20 protein-coding genes are annotated in these 20,524 nt (G+C 64.0%); 14 read left to right on the forward strand and 6 right to left on the reverse strand.

The features are described from left to right. Positions 1 to 50: 50 nt before the first annotated feature. From LOY69_RS06730 to LOY69_RS06740, 3 genes are read right to left on the reverse strand one after another with little or no spacing between them, the layout of a single operon-like run. Entirely contained in the window at positions 51 to 1,100 is a 1,050-nt protein-coding gene (locus tag LOY69_RS06730) for an alkene reductase (protein WP_102878651.1), read from the reverse strand. A 33-nt stretch (positions 1,101 to 1,133) separates the two neighbouring features. Further along, positions 1,134 to 2,300 carry an MFS transporter gene (locus tag LOY69_RS06735; protein WP_110595012.1) on the reverse strand — a complete coding sequence of 389 codons (1,167 nt, stop codon included), beginning with the start codon at positions 2,298 to 2,300 and terminating at the stop codon, positions 1,134 to 1,136. An 18-nt stretch (positions 2,301 to 2,318) separates the two neighbouring features. Next, positions 2,319 to 2,621, reverse strand: coding sequence for an ArsR/SmtB family transcription factor (locus LOY69_RS06740; RefSeq protein ID WP_016965050.1), 303 nt, complete (start codon positions 2,619 to 2,621; stop codon positions 2,319 to 2,321). Between the two features lie 153 nt (positions 2,622 to 2,774). Between LOY69_RS06740 and LOY69_RS06745 the strand changes: the two genes are divergently transcribed. Beyond that, on the forward strand, positions 2,775 to 3,356 hold the full coding sequence (locus LOY69_RS06745; protein ID WP_102878653.1) for an ACP phosphodiesterase: 582 nt from the start codon (positions 2,775 to 2,777) through the stop codon (positions 3,354 to 3,356). Positions 3,357 to 3,460: 104 nt separating this feature from the next. On the opposite strand, the gene LOY69_RS06750 is transcribed toward LOY69_RS06745, so the two are convergent. Further along, positions 3,461 to 4,255 carry a lysophospholipid acyltransferase family protein gene (locus tag LOY69_RS06750; protein WP_102878654.1) on the reverse strand — a complete coding sequence of 265 codons (795 nt, stop codon included), beginning with the start codon at positions 4,253 to 4,255 and terminating at the stop codon, positions 3,461 to 3,463. Further along, positions 4,255 to 5,010: an L-ornithine N(alpha)-acyltransferase gene (gene olsB, locus LOY69_RS06755; protein WP_265074291.1), complete on the reverse strand. Its 756-nt coding sequence runs from the start codon at positions 5,008 to 5,010 to the stop codon at positions 4,255 to 4,257. The genes LOY69_RS06750 and olsB overlap by 1 nt, the downstream gene beginning before the upstream one ends. Before the next feature lie 140 nt (positions 5,011 to 5,150). Here olsB and LOY69_RS06760 point away from each other — a divergent pair, with 140 nt between their 5' ends. From LOY69_RS06760 to LOY69_RS06800, 9 genes are all read left to right on the forward strand, one after another. After that, on the forward strand, positions 5,151 to 6,050 hold the full coding sequence (locus LOY69_RS06760; protein ID WP_213664844.1) for an acyl-CoA dehydrogenase: 900 nt from the start codon (positions 5,151 to 5,153) through the stop codon (positions 6,048 to 6,050). Positions 6,051 to 6,203: 153 nt separating this feature from the next. Next, entirely contained in the window at positions 6,204 to 7,301 is a 1,098-nt protein-coding gene (locus tag LOY69_RS06765; protein WP_265074292.1) for a serine hydrolase domain-containing protein, read from the forward strand. After that, positions 7,298 to 7,627 carry an amidase gene (locus LOY69_RS06770; RefSeq protein WP_102878657.1) on the forward strand — a complete coding sequence of 110 codons (330 nt, stop codon included), beginning with the start codon at positions 7,298 to 7,300 and terminating at the stop codon, positions 7,625 to 7,627. The genes LOY69_RS06765 and LOY69_RS06770 overlap by 4 nt, the downstream gene beginning before the upstream one ends. Positions 7,628 to 7,800: 173 nt before the next feature. Next, a complete protein-coding gene (locus LOY69_RS06775; RefSeq protein WP_102878658.1) occupies positions 7,801 to 8,976 on the forward strand; it encodes a M20 aminoacylase family protein in 1,176 nt (391 codons plus the stop codon). 98 nt (positions 8,977 to 9,074) lie between these two features. Then, positions 9,075 to 10,385, forward strand: coding sequence for an MFS transporter (locus LOY69_RS06780; protein ID WP_265074293.1), 1,311 nt, complete (start codon positions 9,075 to 9,077; stop codon positions 10,383 to 10,385). A 17-nt stretch (positions 10,386 to 10,402) separates the two neighbouring features. Continuing rightward, a complete protein-coding gene (locus LOY69_RS06785) occupies positions 10,403 to 11,845 on the forward strand; it encodes an amidase (RefSeq protein ID WP_102861724.1) in 1,443 nt (480 codons plus the stop codon). Positions 11,846 to 12,073: 228 nt separating this feature from the next. Next, positions 12,074 to 12,844 carry an IclR family transcriptional regulator gene (locus LOY69_RS06790; RefSeq protein WP_102861521.1) on the forward strand — a complete coding sequence of 257 codons (771 nt, stop codon included), beginning with the start codon at positions 12,074 to 12,076 and terminating at the stop codon, positions 12,842 to 12,844. A gap of 100 nt (positions 12,845 to 12,944) precedes the next feature. Beyond that, entirely contained in the window at positions 12,945 to 13,526 is a 582-nt protein-coding gene (locus LOY69_RS06795; protein WP_102861522.1) for a YceI family protein, read from the forward strand. 1 nt (position 13,527) lies between these two features. Next, positions 13,528 to 14,685 (forward strand): phospholipase D-like domain-containing protein, encoded by a 1,158-nt coding sequence (locus tag LOY69_RS06800; RefSeq protein ID WP_102878660.1) that lies wholly within the window; start codon positions 13,528 to 13,530, stop codon positions 14,683 to 14,685. Between the two features lie 240 nt (positions 14,686 to 14,925). On the opposite strand, the gene bglX is transcribed toward LOY69_RS06800, so the two are convergent. After that, complete coding sequence (bglX, locus tag LOY69_RS06805; protein ID WP_102878661.1) at positions 14,926 to 17,217, reverse strand: beta-glucosidase BglX; 2,292 nt, start codon at positions 17,215 to 17,217, stop codon at positions 14,926 to 14,928. A gap of 240 nt (positions 17,218 to 17,457) precedes the next feature. On the opposite strand from bglX, the gene LOY69_RS06810 reads away from it, so the two are divergent. From LOY69_RS06810 to LOY69_RS06825, 4 genes are read left to right on the forward strand one after another with little or no spacing between them, the layout of a single operon-like run. Further along, positions 17,458 to 18,066, forward strand: coding sequence for a LemA family protein (locus LOY69_RS06810; RefSeq protein WP_110595020.1), 609 nt, complete (start codon positions 17,458 to 17,460; stop codon positions 18,064 to 18,066). After that, complete coding sequence (locus tag LOY69_RS06815) at positions 18,066 to 18,992, forward strand: TPM domain-containing protein (RefSeq protein ID WP_110595021.1); 927 nt, start codon at positions 18,066 to 18,068, stop codon at positions 18,990 to 18,992. The genes LOY69_RS06810 and LOY69_RS06815 overlap by 1 nt, the downstream gene beginning before the upstream one ends. Before the next feature lie 33 nt (positions 18,993 to 19,025). Further along, on the forward strand, positions 19,026 to 19,784 hold the full coding sequence (locus tag LOY69_RS06820) for a TPM domain-containing protein (protein ID WP_102878663.1): 759 nt from the start codon (positions 19,026 to 19,028) through the stop codon (positions 19,782 to 19,784). 29 nt (positions 19,785 to 19,813) lie between these two features. Further along, a complete protein-coding gene (locus LOY69_RS06825) occupies positions 19,814 to 20,431 on the forward strand; it encodes a TPM domain-containing protein (protein WP_110595023.1) in 618 nt (205 codons plus the stop codon). The last annotated feature ends 93 nt before the right edge of the window (positions 20,432 to 20,524 follow it).

Consider the following 20,524-nt stretch of genomic DNA (forward strand, 5'->3'; position numbering starts at 1 on the left):
GAAAAGCCCCGGCTCGCGAGAGTCGGGGCTTTCTATTTTCAGAGGCAGGCTTACAGCGCTGGGTAGTCGATGTAGCCCACCGGGCCCTTGCCGTAGAAGGTTTCCGGATGCGCCTCATTCAAGGGAGCATCGGCCTTCAAGCGGGCCGGCAGGTCCGGGTTGGCGATGAAAGGTACACCGAACGCGACGGCGTCAGCCTTGCCGGCGGCCAGCCAGGCATTGGCACTGTCCTTGGTGAAGCGCTCGTTGGCGATGTAGGGGCCACCGAAAGCCGCTTTCAACTGCGGGCCCAGGCTGTCGGCGCCTTCTTTCTCGCGGGAGCAGATAAAGGCGATGCCGCGTTTGCCCAGCTCGCGGGCTACGTAGGTGAACGTCTCTGCCAGGTTGTCGTCGCCCATGTCATGGGAGTCGGCACGGGGTGCCAGGTGCACGCCCACTCGGCCGGCGCCCCAGACCTCGATGGCGGCGTCGGTGACTTCCAGCAGCAGGCGGGCACGGTTCTCCAGAGAACCGCCGTACTGGTCGGTACGCTGGTTGGTGCTGCTTTGCAGGAACTGATCCAGCAGGTAACCGTTGGCGCCGTGGATTTCCACACCGTCGAAACCGGCGGCCTTGGCGTTTTCCGCACCGACCCGGTAAGCGTCGACGATGTCGGCGATCTCAGCGGTTTCCAGGGCTCGCGGGGTTGGGTAGTCGGCCAGTGGACGCACCAGGCTGACATGGCCCTTGGGCTGGATGGCGCTTGGCGCCACTGGCGTTTCACCGTCCAGGTAGGACGGGTGGGAAATCCGCCCCACGTGCCACAGCTGCAGGAAGATCTTGCCGCCAGCGCCGTGCACGGCCTTGGTTACATTGGCCCAGCCACGCACCTGGTCGTTGGACCAGATGCCGGGGGTGTCCGGGTAGCCCACCCCCATTGGGGTCACCGAGGTGGCCTCGCTGAGGATCAGGCCTGCGGAGGCCCGCTGCACGTAGTACTCGGCCATCAGCGCATTGGGCACGCGGCCGGCGTCGGCGCGGCAGCGGGTCAGTGGGGCCATGATGATGCGGTTGGACAGCTCGAGGTCGCCGATCTTGATCGGATCAAAGAGAGTGGTCATGGAATACAGCCTTCTATATAGGAAAGGAACGGATCAGTGGGTTGCAGCAGCCAGTTCGGCGTTGCCGCCCTGGCGGAAGGTAATCAGCGTCACCAGCAAGGCCAGGATCGCCAGGACCGCCGCCGCCAGGGGCACGCTGGTCAGGCCGAAACCGTGGGCGATGACGCTGCCGCCGACCCAGGCGCCCAGGGCGTTGCCGATGTTGAAAGCGCCGATGTTCAGGGTCGAAACCAGGTTGGGTGCGGCTTTGCCGAAGGTCACCACATTGACCTGCAAAGCCGGCACCGCAGCAAACGAAGCGGTGGCCCAGAGGAACAGAGTGATCTCGGTGGGAATCAACGCCACGCTGGTCCAGGTCAGTACGGTGGAGACCACGGCCATAGCCGCGAACACGCCGATCAGGGTGGCGCCCAGGCGCTTGTCCGCCAGCTTGCCGCCGATGATGTTGCCCAGGGTCAGGCCCAGGCCGATCAGCAGCAGGGTCCAGGTCACGCCCCGGGGCGAGACGCCGGTGACATCGCCGAGCAGCGGCGCAACGTAGGTGAAGAGGGTGAACATCGACGCGGCGAACAGTGCGGTCATGCTCAGGGATAGCCAGATCCCCGCGCCCTTGAGGGCCGCCAGTTCCGCGCGCATATCGAGTTTTTCCTCATCGCGCTTGGCCGGCAAAAAGCGCAGCAGGCCGATCAGCGCCACCACACCGATGACCGTCACCGCCCAGAAGGTCGAACGCCAGCCGGCTGCCTGGCCCAGGGCAGTACCCAGGGGCACGCCGAGTACGTTGGCCAGGGTCAGGCCGGTGAACATCAGGGCCACGGCCGAGGCGCGCTTGTTGGCGGGCACCAGGCCGGCGGCCACCACTGAACCGATACCGAAGAAGGCACCGTGGCACAGCGCCGTGATTACCCGGGCGAACATCAGCACGTTGTAATCACTGGCCAGTGCACACAGCAGGTTGCCGACAATGAAGATCCCCATCAGTGCTACCAGGGCTGCCTTGCGCGGCAGCCGTGCGGTGGCCAGGGCCATGAACGGCGCGCCGATGGCCACGCCCAGGGCGTAGCCGGTCACCAGCCAGCCGGCACCGGGAATCGACACCCCGAGGTCCGCCGCCACATCGGGCAAAAGCCCCATGATGACGAACTCGGTGGTGCCGATGGCGAAGGCACTCAAGGCCAGGATGATGAGTGAAAGGGGCATTGTCGGGTCCTTGTCAGATCAGAGCTGTTGGCTCATTTGCGTGAGGAACTGCTGGATGACTTCCTCATTGCGTTTGAAAAAATGCCATTGGCCGACTTTCCGGCTGCTGATCAGGCCTGCGCGTTGCAACGTGGCGAGGTGGGCGGACACGGTCGACTGCGACAGGCCGCAGCGTTGATCAATTTGTCCGGCACAGACGCCGTGCTCATTGCTGTGAGCCTGATCGGGAAATTCGACTGTCGGGTCTTTCAGCCAGTGCAGGATTTCCCTGCGAACCGGATGTGCCAGGGCTTTTATTATTTCGTCGAGGTCGAGGGACATGGCGGTGCTCGTTTTCCATAAAACGTTGTATCGCGATGAGGCGAAATTTAAATCGTTATTTCGCGATATACCAATATGATTTTGATCTTAAATCATCACTTATCGGTATATCGGGTTATAACGATATGTTGGGCGCGGTGCTAAGCTGCGCGAATGAATTATCTCGCACATCTACACCTTGGCGGCCAGCGTCCGGGTCAATTACTCGGCAGCCTGTATGGCGATTTCGTCAAAGGCCGCCTGCAAGGGCAGTTTGCCCCCGAGGTCGAGGCGGCGATCCAGCTGCATCGGCGCATCGATACCTACACCGACAGCCATCCTCTGGTGACGGCGGCACTGTCGCGTTTCTCCCTGACCCGGCGGCGCTATGCCGGCATCGTCATCGACGTGTTCTTCGACCACTGCCTGGCCCGTGACTGGGCTCATTACGCCGATCGTCCCTTGCCGCTGTTCACCGCCGAGGTGTACCGGGTGCTGGCGGCCGAGCCGCAACTGCCGGCGCGCCTGGCACAGATTGCGCCGTACATGGCGGCGGATGACTGGCTGGGTTCCTATCGGGATTTCGCGGTGTTGGAGCAGGTCTTGCGGGGCATTGCCCGACGCCTGTCACGGCCAGAGGAATTGACTGCAGCGATGATCGAGCTGGAGCGGCTGTATCAGCCCTTGAGCGAAGATTTCCGAGCCTTCTACCCGCAGTTGCAGGCATTCGCCGCGCAGCACACCCAGTTGCCCTGACGAACGTTCCCCCGGTAGGAGCTGGCTTGCCAGCGAAGGCGCCTTCATGAATGACGCCAGGCTTGAAGGCCTTTTCGCCGGCAAGCCGGCTCCTACAGAGAGTTTCAGGCGGCGACCAGTTCGCCGTTGCGGCGTGGTTCGGCGGGCTGCACGACATCACCGAACAGGGCTTTCTGCACGGCTTGCTGAGCCTGGAAGGCCAGCGCCGCACGTTCCTGGCCCTGGCAGGCAATGGGCTTGAGCACATGGATTTCCACTCGGCCCTGATCGTTGGCAAACAGCCGCATCAGGTGCGAGAGCAGGTCGTCGTCGCCAATGAAGGGGGCCAGGGTATCGATCTGGCCATCGCGCAAATAACGGATCGCCACGGGTTGCAGGGACACCTCGGCATCGATGGCGCTGGCCAGCAGGCGGCCGTGGAAGGTGCGCAGGCCACGGCCGTCGGTGGTGGTGCCTTCAGGAAACAGCAGCAGCGGGTGCTGCTCTTGCAGGTGGCGGGTCATCTGCTTGCGGATCAGCTGGCTGTCACCGGCCCCACGACGGATGAACAGGCTGCCGGCCTTGGCCGCCAGCCAGCCCGCCACCGGCCAGGTGCGCACCTCGGCCTTGGACAGGAACGACAGCGGCGTCAACATGCCCAGCAGCGGAATATCGGTCCAGGACACGTGATTGCTGACCCAGAGCATCGGCTGGCGAGGCAACTCGCCGTGCACCGTGACCCGAAACGGCAGGGCATTGCTCAGGCGAGCCATGAAGAACCGCGACCAGCGCTGGCGCCGGACCATGGAGTTGGCGACCCCCAGGCGTTCCAGCAAGCCGAAGATACTGGCCATGCTCAGGCCCAGCGCGACCACCAGCAGTACCCGGGCGATGCGCCCGTAGACCCGCAGCCGGCGCATCAGACCGCCGCCTTGAAGTGCCGGGCATAACGCGGGCACAACTCGTCGCGCTTGAGCAGGATGAACACGTCGGCGACCTGGAAGTCCTGGTCCCAGCAGGGTTCGCCGCAGATCTTCGCCCCCAGGCGCATGTAGGCCTTGAGCAGTGGCGGCATCTCGGCGATGACATTGGAAGGAATATCCAGGCTGGGCAGCGGGTGCTTCGGCTCGGCCCGCAGGTGTTCGGTACTCAGGTAGCGCTCGCGCAGCCGTTGCATGATGGCCTGGGCCTGGATGCCGCCGTCCTGCATGGGGATACTGGCGCAACCCATCAGGTAGCTGTAACCGCCCTGGTTGAGCGCTTCGGCCAGCTCGCCCCAGAGCACGGCGATGGTGCCGCCGTTGCGATAGGCCGGGTCGACGCAGGTACGGCCGATTTCCAGGATGGGGCCCTTGAGGTGCGCCAGGCCGTGCAGGCTGAACTCTTCCTCGCTGTAGAAGCGTCCCAGGCTGCTGGCGGCCTGATGGTCCAGCAGGCGGGTAGTGGCCACCAGACGCCCGGTGTTCAAGTCGCGTACACCGATGTGGCTGCAGTGAACATCATAGTCATCCATGTCCAGACCCCATTCCGCGCCCTTGAGCTTGGCGTTGAACTCGCCGCTGAAGACGTTGAAACGCAGGGCCTGGGCTTCTTGCAGGGCCTGGGCGCCAATCAGGCGTTCGGCTTGCAGGCGGCGTTCAGTGCCGGTGTCGCTGATGCGGGCGATCTGAGTCATCGTGAATCTCCGTGCGGGCTACCGACCCGCCTTGGGTTGCAGCCAATCGACTTTGTTGTGCAAAGTCAGGCTATGTAGCCCCGGTGTCATCGCCATGAAGCTTTGGTGATGCTTATATGACAGCCCCTGAGGATCTTCGAATGCCCTGGCAAGCCCTGCTCGAGAGCCGTGACCGACTGCCCGTCAACCCCGATCTGGCCGAGGGCTACGGGGCTTTGCTGGCCCATTTGGGCAGTGTTACGCCCTTCGAACTGGCGGTGCTCGGCGGCCGCCTGATGGAGACTCCGGGGCTGGCGTTCCTGGTGGGTTACCAGGCGGCGTTGCGCATGTTGTGGCCCAGTGCGCCGCAAAGCCTGGGGGCTATGTGCGCGACCGAACGCCGCAGTCTGCGTCCGGCGGACATGCAGACCCGGCTGGAGGATCTGCGCCTGCAGGGGCGCAAGGATTTCGTGACCGCTGGCGATGCCGCCGACTGGCTGTTGGTGGCGGCCCGCAGCGAGGCCCCGGGTGAGCGGGCAGCCTTGCGCCTGACCGTGGTCTATGCCGGGGAGCCTGGGGTCAAGGTCCAGACCCTGCCCGCCATCGCCCTGATGCCAGAGATCAGCCACGGCTGCCTGTTGCTGGAAAACGCCGCCTGCGAACTGCTGGCCGGCGATGGCTGGGACGCCTATGTCAAACCCTTCCGCACCCTGGAGGACATCTATGTCCTGAGCGCCATGCTCGCCTGGCTGTATGGCGTGGGGCAGGACAGCGGCTGGCCGCAGCCCTTGCAGTTGCAGGTGCTGGGGTTGCTTGCAGGTTGTGCCGAAGTCAGTCGGCAGAATCCCTCCTTGAGTGGCGGGCACATTCTATTGGCTGGTTTGTTCACGCAGTTCCAGGTATTGCGGCCTGAAATCGACGCCGCATTCGCCAATGGCCCCGAGCATTGGCGCAACCAATGGTCCCGTGACCAGGCCCTGCTGGACCTGGCGGCCAGCGCCCGGGAACAACGCCTGGCCAAAGCCCTGGCCTCGTTTCAGCAGCGGCCTCCCCTTGCGTAGGAGCCGGCTTGCCGGCGAAAGGGCCCGAGGGCCTCGCACAAGGCTCGATGACGTCTGCGCTGGCCAGCCAGCTCCAACAAACGGGGGCACTTGCAGTGAAATTGTCATCAGCCTGGACTAGGCTCGGCCACTGACGTTGTTCGAGTGTCATCCATGGCCAAGGCTCCGATTCTGCTGGCGTTACTGGTGTACCTCTGCTTGCCGGCCAGGGCCGAGGAGTGGCCGGCGCAGCAATGGAGTCGGGGGCCGACTGTCAGCGGCCCGGCGCTCAAGGCTCTGGAGGACTATGCCTTTGTGCCCAGGGACGACCAGTCCCAAAAAGGCATTCGCACTGACGCCTTGCTGGTGATCCGCGATGGCCAAGTGATTTACGAGCGCTACGCCGGCGCCACCGGACCACAGACGCCCCATCTCATCTGGTCTGCCAGCAAAAGCCTGTTGGCGGTGGTGTTGGGCGTTGCCTACGGTGAAGGCCGCTTCCAGCTCCAGGACCCCGCGGCAAAATATTACCCGGCGCTGCAGCCGCATCCGGCCATCACCCTGGGTGACTTGTTGCATTGGGCCTCGGGTCTGGATTGGCAGGAAGACTACGAGTACGCCCCCCTCAACTCCTCAGTGGTGGCCATGCTCTACACCCGCGGGCATCGGGACATGGCGGCATTTGCTGCACAGCAGGCGCGCTCCACCCCACCGGGGCAGGTCTTCCGTTATTCCAGCGGCGATAGCAACCTGCTGGCGGCCAGCCTGCGGGGGATGGTCGGGGCAGACCAGTACGCGGACTACCCCTGGCAGGCCCTGTTCGAACCGCTGGGCATCACCCAGGCGGTTTGGGAACGCGACGCCGCCGGCACCTTCGTGGCGTCTTCCTACCTCTACCTGACGGCCCGCGATCTGGCCCGTGTCGGCCTGTTGATGCTGCGCGAGGGTCGCTGGCGTGATCGGCAGTTGCTGCCCAGGGCCTGGGTCGAGTTCAGCCGCACGCCCTTTGCCGGCTATCGGGCCAACCAGGATGAGGCGGTGGCGGGCGGGCACTGGTGGCTCAACCGCTCGGTGGACGGTGCTCCTCAGCCCTGGCCCGATGCTCCGGCGGATACCTATGCGGCCCTGGGGCACTGGGGACAGGCGCTGTATGTCCTGCCGGCGCAGCGCCTGGTGATCGTGCGTTACGGCGATGATCGCGATGGCAGCTATCGGCACAATGAATTGCTCAAGCGAGTCCTGGCGGCGTTTTCCAGCCAGGGGCGACCATGAAGCGTCGGGCCTTTTTCCGCCGTCATCCGCTGCTCGGCCTGGTGTTGGTGGCGCTGCTCCTGCTGCTGGGCTGGAGCTGGCAGCACCGGGTGGCCCTGCAAGCCTTCCCGGATATCCTCGGTGCCTACACCGCCAAGGAGTACTGCTCCTGCCGCTACGTGATGCAACAACCTGCCGACTACTGTCGCGCCTATGTGCGCCAGTACCTGCCCATCAACGGTTTTAGCGATGAGCCGCAGAGCCGACGTGTTACCGCCAGCGCCCTGGGGCGTACCCACAGCGCGCTCTGGCTAGGCCCCCGGGAAGGCTGTCGCCTCGCCCCCTGATCCCTGGATCAGGCAGCGCTGCAGATTATGTGTTCCATCCAGTGGAACCACATTTGATTGTCCTGTGCTCCGGCTCGCGGTTATCTGACGCCGAGCTTCGAGCACGCTCCGGCGCCTCGTGCAACGCTCCGAAAAAAAGAACGGGAAGCCACCCGGCCCAGAGGAGATACGCCATGACCCGACACCAGCACATCCTTGCCTGGCTCAACGACATTGCCAGCGATCTGCGGGCCATCCGCCAGGATATTCATGCCCACCCGGAACTGGGTTTCGAAGAGCAACGCACTTCGGCGCTGGTGGCTCGCTGTCTGCAGGAGTGGGGTTATGAAGTGCACACCGGCGTCGGCCGAACCGGGGTCGTGGGTGTTCTGCGCAACGGCACGGGCACACGCACCCTGGGCCTGCGGGCGGACATGGACGCCTTGCCGATCATCGAGAACACCGGGGTTCCCTACAGCAGCCGCCATGGCGGTTGCATGCACGCCTGCGGGCATGACGGCCACACCACCATCCTGCTGGGGGCGGCGCGCTACCTGGCGGCGACCCGAGCGTTCGACGGCACCCTGAACCTGATCTTCCAGCCCGCGGAAGAAGGCCAGGGCGGTGCCGAGGCGATGCTTGCCGATGGCCTGCTGGAACGCTTCCCCTGTGATGCGCTGTTCGGCCTGCACAACATGCCTGGGCTGCCGGCCGGTCACCTGGGCTTTCGCGAAGGGCCGATGATGGCGTCCCAGGACCTGCTTGAGGTGATTGTCGAAGGCGTCGGCGGTCACGGCTCCATGCCCCACCTGGCGGTGGACCCCTTGGTGGCCGCGGCCAGCATGGTCATGGCCTTGCAGACGGTGGTGGCGCGCAATATCGACGCGCAGGAAGCGGCGGTGGTGACGGTGGGGGCCTTGCAGGCGGGTGAGGCGGCCAACGTGATTCCCCAGCAGGCGTTACTGCGCCTGAGCCTCAGGGCCCTCAACGCACCGGTGCGCGAGCAGATGCTGGAGCGAGTCAAGTCGATCATCCGCACCCAGGCCGAAAGCTTTGGCTGCAGCGCCAGCATCGACCATCGCCCGGCTTATCCGGTGCTGATCAACAGCCCGGAAGAAACCGAGTTTGCCCGGCGGGTCGGTGTCGAGCTGGTGGGGGCCGAGGCGGTCAATGGCAATACGCCGAAGCTGATGGGCAGCGAAGACTTCGGCTGGATGCTGCAGCGCTGCCCCGGCAGCTACCTGTTCATCGGCAATGGCGTAGCGCAACCGATGGTGCATAACCCGGGTTACGACTTCAACGACGACATCCTGCTCACCGGTGCGGCCTATTGGGGCGCCCTGGCGGAGAGCTGGCTCAAGCCCGTCTGAGCCCTCCTGTTCCTGTAGCGCTGTGCGGCCCGGGCGTGCCATGCGTCCGGCACTTTTCCGAGCCCGCAAGAAGGCTCAAAAGTATCAAGGAACCTCCCATGAGCGTCTTGACACCTGCTGTTTCCAAGACCCGGCAAGTGGTTGCCGCCGTGGTTGGCAACGCCCTGGAATGGTACGACTTCATCGTCTATGGCTTTCTCGCCAGCTTTATCGCCCGCCAGTTTTTCCCGGCTGAAGACGAGTACACCTCGCTGCTGATGGCCCTGGCCACCTTCGGCGTGGGCTTTTTCATGCGCCCGGTGGGCGGCGTGCTGCTGGGCATGTATTCCGACCGCAAAGGCCGCAAGGCGGCGATGCTGGTGATCATCCAGCTGATGACCGTGGCCATTGCGATGATCGTCTTTGCCCCCAACTACGCGGCCATTGGCCTGGGCGCGCCGTTGCTGATTGTGGTGGCGCGGATGCTCCAGGGCTTTGCCACCGGGGGGGAGTACGCCAGCGCCACGGCCTACCTGGTGGAAAGTGCCCCGGTGGACAAGAAGGGGCTGTATGGCTCCTGGCAGTTGGTAGGACAGTGCCTGGCGGTGTTCAGCGGAGCGGCGATGGTGGCGGCGGTGACCCACCTCTTTTCGCCGCAGACCCTGGATCTCTGGGGCTGGCGCCTGCCGTTCGTGATCGGCCTGCTGATCGGTCCGGTGGGACTGTGGATTCGCAAGTACATGGAGGAGCCGGAGGCCTTCATCGAGGCGCGCAAGCAGGCAGGTGGCGAGGGGCCGGGGCTGTGGCAGGTGGTGTCGGCCCATCGCCGGGCGATCCTGATCTCCATGGGCCTGTGCTGCGGCAGCACGGTGTCTTTCTATGTGGTGCTGGTGAACATGCCGACCTTCGCCCACACCAACCTCGGCCTGCCCCTGGATCAGGTGCTGCTGGTGCAGATGTTCGCCGTGGCCCTGATGACCGTGGTGATTCCCTTTGCCGGGGCGCTGTCGGACCGCATCGGCCGGCGCCCAGTGCTGATGGCCTTCACCCTGGCGTTTTTCGTCATGGTCTATCCCTTGTATGTGTGGGTCGCCGCGGCGCCGTCCATTGAGCGCCTGCTGGTGATGCAAATGTTGCTGTGCGGTGCCATTGGCGGCTTTTTCGGTCCCGGTCCTACGGCCCTGGCCGAGCAGTTTCCCATCGAGGTGCGTTCCACCGGGGTGTCGGTGGCGTATAACGTCACGGTGATGCTGTTCGGTGGCTTTGCGCCCTTGATCGTGACCTGGCTGAGCAAGGTCATGGCCACGCCGGTGGCGCCATCCTTCTATGTCTTGCTGACCTCGATCCTCAGCCTGCTGGGTATCTACTGCATGCATGACGCGGTCAGAGACGACAAACCCGATGCCGTGACCCTGGGAGGCGAGTCTTGATCAAGCACAGCGAAGCAATGGCCAACGAGTCCATCGTCGAATTGGATGCCTTGGCACTATCCCGGGCGATCCATGCGCGCGAGCTGTCCTGTCGCGAGGTGATGCAGGCTTATCTGCAGCAGATCGAGCGTTACAACCCGGGCGTCAATGCCCTGGTCTCCCTGTGCGATCCGCAGGATCTGCTGGCCCAGGCCGATGAGCGTGACCGGCAACTGGATCGGGGGCAGTCCATGGGCTGGATGCATGGCATGCCCCAGGCGATCAAGGATCTGGCAGCCACCGCAGGGCTGGCCACCAGCATGGGCTCGCCGCTGTTCGCCGATCAGGTACCCCAGGTGGATGCCATCAGCGTGGCCCGGGTCCGGGCCAGCGGCGCGATCATTGTCGGCAAGAGCAACGTGCCGGAGTTCGGCCTGGGCTCCCATACCTACAACCAGCTGTTCGGCACCACCGGCAATGCCTATGACAGTAGCCTGAGCGCCGGCGGCAGCAGCGGCGGGGCGGCGGTGGCCCTGGCCTTGCGCATGCTGCCGGTGGCCGATGGCAGCGACATGATGGGCTCGCTGCGCAATCCGGCGGCCTTCAACAACGTGTTCGGCATGCGCCCCTCCCAGGGGCGGGTGCCATTCGGCCCGACCCCTGAGTTGTTCGTGCAGCAACTGGCTACCGAAGGGCCGATGGGGCGCACGGTGGCTGATGTGGCGCGGTTGTTGAGCACCCAGGCCGGATACGATCCGCGAGTGCCCTTGTCCCTCAAGGACGATCCGGCGCTGTTGCAGGCGCCTCTGCAACGGGATGTACGCGGCCTGCGCCTGGGCTGGCTGGGTGACTACAACGGCTACCTGGCCATGGAGCAGGGCGTCCTGAGCCTGTGCGAAAAGGCCTTGGCCGACTTCACCCATCTGGGCTGTGAAGTGGAAAGCTGCCAGCCGGAGTTTTCCATGGCGCAATTGTGGGACTGCTGGCTGGTGCACCGGCACTGGCTGGTCCAGGGTTCCCTGGGGCTGTTGCACAACGACCCGGACCAGCGCCGCTGGCTCAAGCCCGAGGCGCGTTGGGAAGTGGAGGGCGCGGCCAGCCTCAGTGCCGCGGACGTGTACCGCGCTTCCCAGAGTCGCAGCGATTGGTATCGCGCCTTGCTGCGGTTGTTCGAACGTTACGATTTTCTGCTGCTGCCCACGGCCCAGGTGTTCCCTTTCGATGCACGGCAGGCCTGGCCAAGGCAGATCGATGGGCAGGAAATGGACACTTATCACCGCTGGATGGAAGTGGTGATCGGTCCGACCCTGGCCGGCCTGCCCAGTATCAGCATTCCGGTGGGGTTCAATCTGGCGGGCCTGCCCATGGGCTTGCAGATCATCGGGCCGGCCCAGGCCGACCACGCCGTGCTGCAACTGGCCTATGCCCACGAACAACTGACGCACTGGGTGCGGCAACGCCCTCCGGGTAACCTGCTGTAACCAGGCAAATGCCGTTGATAGGGTTCTAGGCTCTGTACGAAAAGCCTTGATACTCGGTGATGCTGCGTTGAAAACGGTCTCGGAATGCTCATTTACAACCCGTAAACTCCGCTTCCTCGACCGTTTTCGCCTTGCCTGACCTTCGTCTCAAAACTTTTCGTACAGAGCCTAAGGCCCGCATCTTGCTGGGAAAAACCTTTACCCATCTTCAGTCAGGGAGTTCGGACTATGGCCAGCAAGGTAGAAACCGGCAGCGTGCGTTCCGTGGAACGGGCCCTGGCCATCGTCGAGTTGCTGGGCCAGCACCAGGCCTTGGGCCTGGAGGAGTTGCACTACCTGACGGGGCTAGCCAAGGCCACGGTGTCGCGCATGTTGCTGACCCTGCAGGAGCAGGGCTGGATCTACCGTGGCCTGAGCGACAGGCGTTATCGCCTGAGCGCCCGCAGCCTGTTCGGCGACAGCCGGCAACGCTTCAAGCGCCATCTGGTGGAGCAGGCGGCGCCCTGGATGCTGGAGTTGAGTGCACGCACCGGACTGGTCAGCGACCTGTCGAGTTTTGACGGTGAGCACCTTGAGGTCCTGGAAAGTGCGGTGCCTGCGGTGTTGCGCAAGCGCTACCCGAACAACAGCCGGATTGTCGGCCAGCATGCCAGCCTGTTTCATTCGGCCATGGGCAAGGCCTGCCTGGGGGCCCTGGCCAGTGATGAAGTCGAGCGTCTGGCCGAGCGTGAGCGAGTACCGGCCGAAGACCAGCAGCAGGCTTGCGCCCAGTCCCAGCATCTGGGCTTCGGTCAGCGTACCGAGGGCCACTGGGAATATCCGGTACGCCTGCCTTTTCTGATTCGTGCCGTGGCCCTGCCGTTGCAGGCCGAAGGCCGGGTGATCGGCAGCATCGCTCTGCATTGGCCGATGGATCTGAGCTGTGTCGAGCAGGTGCGCAATCGTCACTTGGGATTGCTGGCCGACACCATTGAGCAATTGCAGAAGTCCATTGCCTGAGCCATTCCCCGTCTACAACGGCTGGGCCCCACTTGAGCGCGGTGTTTGCCAGCCCCCTGGCAGCCGGTTAAGGTGGCGCCTTCTGTTCACGGGAGCTTGCATGCGTACGCCGATCCGCCTTCTTATCAGCCTGCTCGGGGTACTCGCCCTGCCGGCCCAGGCCAACTGGTACCTGGACAACGAGTCTTCCCGGGTGTCCTTCGTGACCACCAAGAACGCCAGTATTTCCGAGGTCCAGCGCTTTCTGGTGTTGCACGGCAAGGTCGACGCCAAGGGCCAGGCCCGGTTGCAGATCGAGCTGGACTCGATCAGCAGCGGCATTCCCCTGCGCGATGAGCGCATGCGCCAGGAGCTGTTCCAGGTCCAGCAGTTTCCCGAGGCGCAGATCACGACGCAGATCAACCTGCGGCCGATCAACGACCTGGCCCCCGGGGCGCAGATCGAGCTGCTGTTGCCGGTCACCGTGGCCCTGCACGGCCAGGAACACACCTACAACGCCGAGCTGCTGGCCACTCGCCTGGATGAGCGGCGTTTCCAGGTGGTGACCTTGGAACCGCTGGTTCTCAATGCCGAAGACTTCAACCTGGCACCGGGCCTCGACAGCCTGCGCAAAGTGGCTGGCTTGTCGGCCATCAGTTTCTCGGTACCGGTGGGTGCGGTACTGATCTTCACGGCGCGCTGAAATGCGCGGAGCGGTGTTCCCTTGGCGTGAAGGCAACCGCTTCGAGCTGTTGATCGACGGTCCCCAGTTCTTTCCGCGCATGCTGGTGGCCATTGCCCGCGCCCGGCAGCAGGTGGAGCTGGAGCTGTATCTGGTGGAAGCCGGCGCATGTGCCGACGCTCTGGTCCAGTCCCTGGTCCAGGCTGCCGAGCGCGGGGTGCGGGTGCGCTGTCTGTTCGATGACTATGGCAGCCTGGCTTTTACCCAGGCCTTGCGCCTGCGCTTGACCACGGCCGGTGTCGAGCTGCGTTTCTACAACCGCCTGAAGTGGCGCCAGGGCTTTCTCAATCTGTATCGCGACCATCGAAAACTGTTGCTGGTGGACCAGTCCCTGGCCGTGGTGGGCGGTACTGGGGTTACCGATGAATTCTGGCGGCCCGAGGACAACAGCTGCGACTGGCATGAAGTGATGGTGGAGATCGCCGGGCCCGCGGTGCTGGACTGGCAAAGGCTGTTCGACCGCCAGTGGAGCGCCAACCTGCGCAAGGGCGCCTGGCGGCCCGACGTGGATTTCGGCCTGCCCCATCTGCCCCGTGTGCCTGACTCGGGAGAGGGCATGGGCCGGGTGGCGTATGCCGACTCGCGTCAGCATCGCGACATCCTGCATTCACTGATTCGTGCCCTGCACAGCGGCCAGCAGCGCATCTGGCTGGCCACGCCTTACTTCTTGCCGACGTGGTCGGTGCGGCGCTCATTGCGCAAGGCCGCCGCCCGGGGCGTCGACGTACGCCTGTTGCTGACCGGACCGCACACCGATCATCCGGCCGTGCGCTATGCCGGGCACCGTTACTACCCGCGCTTGCTCAAGGCCGGTGTGCGGATTTTCGAGTATCAGCCGTGTTTCCTGCATTTGAAGATGGTGCTGGTGGACGACTGGGTCAGTGTGGGGTCGTGCAATTTCGACCACTGGAACCTGCGCTTCAACCTGGAAGCCAACCTGGAGGCCCTGGACCCGCCACTGACCCACTCCGTGGCGGCGAGCTTCGAGGCGGACTTCGCCCAGAGTGAAGAGATCAGCCTGGCACAGTGGCGCAACCGGCCGTTGTGGCGGCGGGTCAAACAGCGGATCTGGGGTTGGGTCGACCGCCTGGTGGTCAACCTGCTGGACCGGCGCGGCTGACCGTCACGGCTGACATGGCTGGCTGTAGCCGCTGCCGGAGGCTGCGAACGAGCGCGAAGCGGTCGCGGCGGTCGTGAGTCCGATGGAGGTTTGGCGGTAGATCAACAAGCAAGGTCCTGCGGACCTTTGCGCAGCCTCGCAGGCTCGGCAGCGGCTACAGATATTGCAGCGATTGTGGGGATTGCGGGGATTGCAGAAGGAGTCGGCCGGCGCAGGTCATGCGCCGGCCGGTGTCGGAGGTCAGAGCAGTTCGAAGCTCTGTTGCTTGACGTCCTGGGAATCCAGGCCGATCTGTACATTGAAGTCGCCCGGTTCCGCGGCGTACTTGAGCTGCGCGTTGTAGAACTTCAGGTCATCCTCGGTGATGGTGAAGTGAATGGACTTCTCTTCGCCGGCCTTGAGCATGACTTTCTGGAAGTTCTTCAATTCCTTGATCGGGCGAATCATTGAGCCGGCCACGTCCTGGATGTACAGCTGCACCACGGTTTCGCCGTCACGCTTGCCGGTGTTCTTCACGGTCACGCTGGCATCGAGCTTGCCGCTCTTGTTCAGGGTGGTGGAGGACAGTGCCATGTCCGACAGGCTGAAGCTGGTGTAGCTCAAGCCATAGCCGAACGGATACAGCGGGCCGGTGGTGTCGTCGAAGTACTGCGAGGTGTAGTTGCCCGGCTTGCCCGGCGTGAACGGCCGGCCAATGGTCAGGTGGTTGTAGTAGGTGGGAATCTGGCCCACGGAGCGGGGGAAGGTGATCGGCAGCTTGCCCGACGGGTTGTAGTCGCCGAACAGTACGTCGGCAATGGCGTTGCCGCCCTCGGTGCCGCTGAACCAGGTTTCCAGGATGGCGTCGGCTTGCTGGTTTTCTTCCAGCAGTGACAGCGGCCGGCCATTCATCAGCACCAGCACCAGAGGCTTGCCGGTGGCCTTGAGGGCCTTGATCAGCTCGCGCTGGCTGGCGGGAATGTGCAGGTCGGTGCGGCTCGAAGACTCGTGGGACATGCCACGGGACTCACCCACAGCGGCCACGATCACGTCCGCCTGCTTGGCCGCCTTGACCGCTTCGTCGATCATCTGCTGCGCCGGACGCGGATCGTCCACCACTTCCGGGGCATCGAAGTTGAGGAAGTTCAGGTAATCCACCACCTTCTTGTCGGCGGTGATGTTCGAGCCACGGGCGTACACCAGTTGGGCCTTGTCACCCAGGACGTTGCGCATGCCGTCGTACAGCGTCACCGACTGCGCCGGTACGCCAGCGGCGGCCCAGCTGCCCATCATGTCGATGGGGGCCTTGGCCAGGGGGCCGACCAGGGCGATCTTCGCGGTTTTCTTCAGCGGCAAGGTGTCGTTGTGGTTCTTCAGCAGCACCAGGCTGCGGCGGGCGATGTCCCGGGCGTCGCTGCGGTGCAGGCGGCTTTCGGCGTTGGTGTCGGCCGGGTCGTCCTCGGCCTTGCCGATGCGCACATAAGGGTCCTTGAACAGGCCCATGTCGTACTTGGCCGCCAGCACTTCACGCACCGCGTTGTCGATGTCCTTCTGCTCGATCTCGCCGGACTTGAGCAGCCCCGGCAGTTCCTTGCCGTACAGCGAGTCGTTCATGCTCATGTCGATGCCGGCCTTGATTGCCAGCTTGGCGGCCTCGCGACCGTCCTTGGCGACGCCGTGGCGGATCAGTTCGATGATCGCCCCGTGGTCGCTCACCGCCAGGCCCTTGAAGCCCCATTCCTTGCGCAACAGGTCGTTCATCAGCCAGGTGTTGGAGGTGGCCGGCACGCCGTTGATGGAGTTCAGGGCCACCATCACTCCGCCGGCACCGGCGTCAATGGCTGCGCGGTAGGGCGGCAGGTAGTCCTGGTACATCTTCACCGGGCTCATGTCGACGATGTTGTAGTCGCGACCGCCCTCTACTGCGCCATACAGGGCGAAGTGCTTGACGCTGGCCATGATGCTGTCCGGCAAGGCCGGGCTCTGGCCCTGGTAGGCATTGACCATGACCTTGGCAATGCGCGAGACCAGGTAGGTGTCTTCGCCGAAGCCTTCGGAGGTACGGCCCCAGCGAGGATCGCGGGAGATGTCCACCATCGGCGCGAATGTGATGTCCAGGCTGTCGGCGCTGGCCTCCTTGGCGGCGATGCGCCCGGAGCGGCCGATGGCGTCCATATCCCAGCTGGACGCCAGGGCCAGGCTGATGGGGAAGATGGTCCGGTGGCCGTGGATCACGTCATAGGCGAAGAACATCGGGATCTTCAGCCGGCTGCGCATGGCCGCGTCCTGCATCGGCCGGTTTTCCGGGCGGGTGATGGAGTTGAAAGTGCCGCCGATATTGCCCGCGGCGATTTCCTTGCGGATCAGCTCACGGGGCATTTCCGGGCCGATGCTGATCAGGCGCAACTGGCCGATCTTCTCTTCCAGGGTCATGCGCTTGAGCAGATCGCTGATAAAGGCTTCTTTGTTTTCCAGGGGGACCGGGGCAGATTCGGCCAACACAGGGTGACTGGCCAGGCTGACCAGCAGGCCCAGCAAACACAGCTTATTCATGAATAGTGTTCTCAAGGGCTCAAGACCGACGCATGAGTGACGCGTCGAACAGCCAAAATTTAGGGAGCGGCTATTGTTGTTCAGATAAATCCAGCACACTTCTGAACTCTTTTTCGCGCTGGGCATCTTTTAGCCCATCAGCCCGATGCATTCCAGTGGCGCAGGCAGATTTTGCCCCACAGGATGTGTGAAACCGGGCAAAAGATTCTTTTCCATCAGGTTGTGCAAGGAGCCCCACCCATGAACATCACCCAAAGCCTGCGCTCGAGTTGGCCCATCGCTGCCCTGTTGCTGCTTACCAGCCTGCTCAGCGGCTGCGGCATCAACAACATTCCGACCCTGGACGAGCAGGTCAAGGCCGACTGGGGCCAGGTACAGAACCAGTACCAGCGCCGCGCCGACCTGATCCCCAACCTGGTGGAGACCGTCAAGGGCTACGCCAAGCACGAGGAAGCCACCCTGACCGCGGTGATCGAGGCGCGGGCCAAGGCCACTTCGATCCAGGTGGACGCCAGCACCCTGGACAACCCGGAAAAACTCAAGCAGTTCCAGCAGGCCCAGGACCAGTTGAGCGGAGCCCTGAGCCGTCTGATGGTGGTCTCCGAGCGTTATCCGGACCTCAAGGCCAACCAGAACTTCCTGGCCCTGCAATCCCAGCTTGAAGGCACCGAGAACCGCATCGCCGTGGCCCGTCGCGACTTCATCCTGGCGGTGCAGAAGTACAACACCGAGATCCGCACCTTCCCCGGCCGCCTGTGGCACAGCCTGATGTACAGCGACCTGCCGGTGCGTGAATCCTTCGAGGCCACCAGCCCCGACGCCGACAAAGCGCCGCAAGTGAAATTCTGATGAGCCACGGGCGGCGCGTGCTGCGAGGCGCGCTGCTGTGGCTATGGCTGGTGAGTGGCGCCGTGTTGGCGCAACAACCCGGGCCCACACCCACGGATGGGGTGCCGTTGCGTTCGTCGCAACCCGCTGTCCAGGTCGAGCCCGCACCGACCACTGCGACAGCGGCACCGATCGAACGGCTGTTTCCCAAGCTGACCGGGCGGGTGGTGGACACCGCGCAGTTGCTCACGCCATCCGCGCAGGTCTACCTGGCGCAGATGCTGGAACGGCTCGAGCAGACCACCACCGACCAGGTGGTGGTGGCCACGGTGCCGAGCCTGGGTGGCCACAGCATCGAGGAGTTCGGCCTGCAGTTGGGCCGGCACTGGGGGATTGGCCAGAAGGACAAGAACAACGGCGTCCTGCTGCTGGTGGCCAAGGACGATCGCAAGGTGCGGATCGAGGTCGGTTACGGCCTGGAGGGGCGGCTCAACGACATAGTGGCCCACTTCATCATCGATGGTTCGATCATTCCGTACTTCAAGGACGACCTGTATTCCTCGGGGATCATTGCCGGGGCCACGTCCATCGTGAACGTGCTGTCGTCCACCGACCGGCCGAGGCTGGTGTACCGCTCGGTGGAGAAAAGCTGGTACCAGGACATCGAGTGGATGTGGTGGTTCGAGAGGTTGTTCTACCTGGTGTTCGTCGGTGTACCGTTGTTCGGGTTCCTGACCCAATGGCGCAGCGGCAATGATTCGCCGGTTGTTGCCAGCGGCGATTCGGCCAGGCGCGAAACCAGGGTCGAGCGCGACGCAGGTTCGAGCAGCAGTGCGTTCGACTGGTTCGATTCCAGCAGTTCCAGCGCAAGCTCCAGTTCAAGCTCGGACAGCTTCAGCGGGGGCGGCGGCAGTTTTGGCGGTGGCGGGGCGTCCGGCAGTTGGTAGCACACGCGGACAAACATTAAGGATGAGGTGCTGATGCGACTTTATAAAATCGGCCTGGTGCTGTTGCTCTGGGTCTTTGCGGTCACGGCCCAGGCCGAGCTGAGGTTCCCGGCCCTGAGCGGGCGGGTGGTGGACGACGCGCAGATGATCGAGCCGACCATCAGCGCCCTGCTGACTCGGCAACTGCAAGCCCACGAACAGGCCACCGGCGAACAGTTGGTGGTGGTGACCCTGCCGGACCTGCAAGGCGCCAGCATCGAGGAATACGGCTACCAGTTGGGGCGTCACTGGGGCATCGGCCAGAAGGACAAGAACAACGGCGCGCTGCTGATCGTCGCTCGGGACGAGCGCAAGCTGCGCATCGAAGTGGGCTACGGCCTGGAGGAGCGCCTGACCGACGCCCAGGCCTCGGTGATCATCAACCAGGTGATCACCCCGGCGTTCAAGACCGGGCAGTTCAGCAAGGGCATCAGCGACGGGGTTTCGGCCATGCTCCTGGTGCTCGGCGGCACGCCGCTGGACGAGCCGGCCACGGCCTATGACAGCGGCGGCGAGAGCAGCGACCAGGACGATTTTGTCCAGCGTCACCCGTGGCTGTTCATCTTCATGGTGCTGCTGTTCATCCTGGTGGTGATAGTGGCGCAGGCGCTCGGGTTCATCACCACCACCAGCGGGCGCGGCGGTGACGGAGGCGGTGGCTTCGGCGGTTTTGGTGGTGGGTCCGGCGGCGGTGGCGGCTTCAGCGGCGGCGGTGGCAGCTTTGGCGGCGGCGGTTCCTCCGGCGGCTGGTAACTCAAAATAAGAAGTGGAAATCCAACGACATGGCATTACTCAGTGAATACGAACAACGGCAAGTGGCCGAAGCCATTGCCCGGGTGGAACAGCAGACCGACGCCGAACTGGTGACGGTGCTGGCCGCCCGAGCCGACGACTACGCCTATATCCCGCTGCTCTGGGCCAGCCTGCTGGCGCTGGTGGTGCCGGGGCTGGTGCACTACGCCACTGGCTGGCTGAACATGCACCTGTTGCTGCTGGCGCAATGGGCGACCTTTATCGTGCTGTGCCTGGTGTTTCGCCTACCCTGGATCACCACCCGGCTGATCCCGCGCTCGGTGCGCCATTGGCGGGCTTCCAACCTGGCCCGACGGCAGTTTCTCGAACAGAACCTGCACCACACCGTGGGCGGCACCGGGGTGCTGATCTTTGTCAGCGAAGCCGAGCGTTACGTGGAAATCCTCGTGGACGAGGGCATTTCCAAGCGTCTGGATAACAAGCAGTGGAACGGCATCGTGCGCAACTTTACCCAGCAAGTCCGCCAGGGCCAGACCCTGCAGGGCTTCCTCGACTGTATTGAAGCCAGCGGCGAGTTGCTCAAGACCCATGTGCCCCTGACCCAGATACGCAACGAATTGCCCAACCGCCTGGTGGTGCTCAACTGAGCCCACCGCCGTAGGAGCCGGCTTGCCGGCGAACAGGCCCCTGAGTCTTGCGCCGCCCTTGAGGACGCCTTCGCTGGCAAGCCAGCTCCTACG

This window comes from Pseudomonas sp. B21-059 (genome assembly GCF_026016285.1).
In the GTDB taxonomy this organism is placed as follows: Bacteria; Pseudomonadota; Gammaproteobacteria; order Pseudomonadales; family Pseudomonadaceae; genus Aquipseudomonas; species Aquipseudomonas danubii.

Bases quoted from the DNA above. Each gene is read 5' to 3' on its own strand.
- bglX (WP_102878661.1), bottom strand. From the start codon at position 17,217: ATGAATAAGCTGTGTTTGCTGGGCCTGCTGGTCAGCCTGGCCAGTCAC.
- LOY69_RS06820 (WP_102878663.1), top strand. From the start codon at position 19,026: ATGCGACTTTATAAAATCGGCCTGGTGCTGTTGCTCTGGGTCTTTGCG.
- LOY69_RS06780 (WP_265074293.1), top strand. From the start codon at position 9,075: ATGAGCGTCTTGACACCTGCTGTTTCCAAGACCCGGCAAGTGGTTGCC.
- LOY69_RS06765 (WP_265074292.1), top strand. From the start codon at position 6,204: ATGGCCAAGGCTCCGATTCTGCTGGCGTTACTGGTGTACCTCTGCTTG.
- LOY69_RS06810 (WP_110595020.1), top strand. From the start codon at position 17,458: ATGAACATCACCCAAAGCCTGCGCTCGAGTTGGCCCATCGCTGCCCTG.
- LOY69_RS06750 (WP_102878654.1), bottom strand. From the start codon at position 4,255: ATGCGCCGGCTGCGGGTCTACGGGCGCATCGCCCGGGTACTGCTGGTG.
- LOY69_RS06795 (WP_102861522.1), top strand. From the start codon at position 12,945: ATGCGTACGCCGATCCGCCTTCTTATCAGCCTGCTCGGGGTACTCGCC.
- LOY69_RS06800 (WP_102878660.1), top strand. From the start codon at position 13,528: ATGCGCGGAGCGGTGTTCCCTTGGCGTGAAGGCAACCGCTTCGAGCTG.
- LOY69_RS06730 (WP_102878651.1), bottom strand. From the start codon at position 1,100: ATGACCACTCTCTTTGATCCGATCAAGATCGGCGACCTCGAGCTGTCC.
- LOY69_RS06825 (WP_110595023.1), top strand. From the start codon at position 19,814: ATGGCATTACTCAGTGAATACGAACAACGGCAAGTGGCCGAAGCCATT.
- LOY69_RS06790 (WP_102861521.1), top strand. From the start codon at position 12,074: ATGGCCAGCAAGGTAGAAACCGGCAGCGTGCGTTCCGTGGAACGGGCC.
- LOY69_RS06775 (WP_102878658.1), top strand. From the start codon at position 7,801: ATGACCCGACACCAGCACATCCTTGCCTGGCTCAACGACATTGCCAGC.
- LOY69_RS06735 (WP_110595012.1), bottom strand. From the start codon at position 2,300: ATGCCCCTTTCACTCATCATCCTGGCCTTGAGTGCCTTCGCCATCGGC.
- LOY69_RS06785 (WP_102861724.1), top strand. From the start codon at position 10,403: ATGGCCAACGAGTCCATCGTCGAATTGGATGCCTTGGCACTATCCCGG.
- LOY69_RS06740 (WP_016965050.1), bottom strand. From the start codon at position 2,621: ATGTCCCTCGACCTCGACGAAATAATAAAAGCCCTGGCACATCCGGTT.
- olsB (WP_265074291.1), bottom strand. From the start codon at position 5,010: ATGACTCAGATCGCCCGCATCAGCGACACCGGCACTGAACGCCGCCTG.
- LOY69_RS06760 (WP_213664844.1), top strand. From the start codon at position 5,151: ATGCCCTGGCAAGCCCTGCTCGAGAGCCGTGACCGACTGCCCGTCAAC.
- LOY69_RS06770 (WP_102878657.1), top strand. From the start codon at position 7,298: ATGAAGCGTCGGGCCTTTTTCCGCCGTCATCCGCTGCTCGGCCTGGTG.
- LOY69_RS06815 (WP_110595021.1), top strand. From the start codon at position 18,066: ATGAGCCACGGGCGGCGCGTGCTGCGAGGCGCGCTGCTGTGGCTATGG.
- LOY69_RS06745 (WP_102878653.1), top strand. From the start codon at position 2,775: ATGAATTATCTCGCACATCTACACCTTGGCGGCCAGCGTCCGGGTCAA.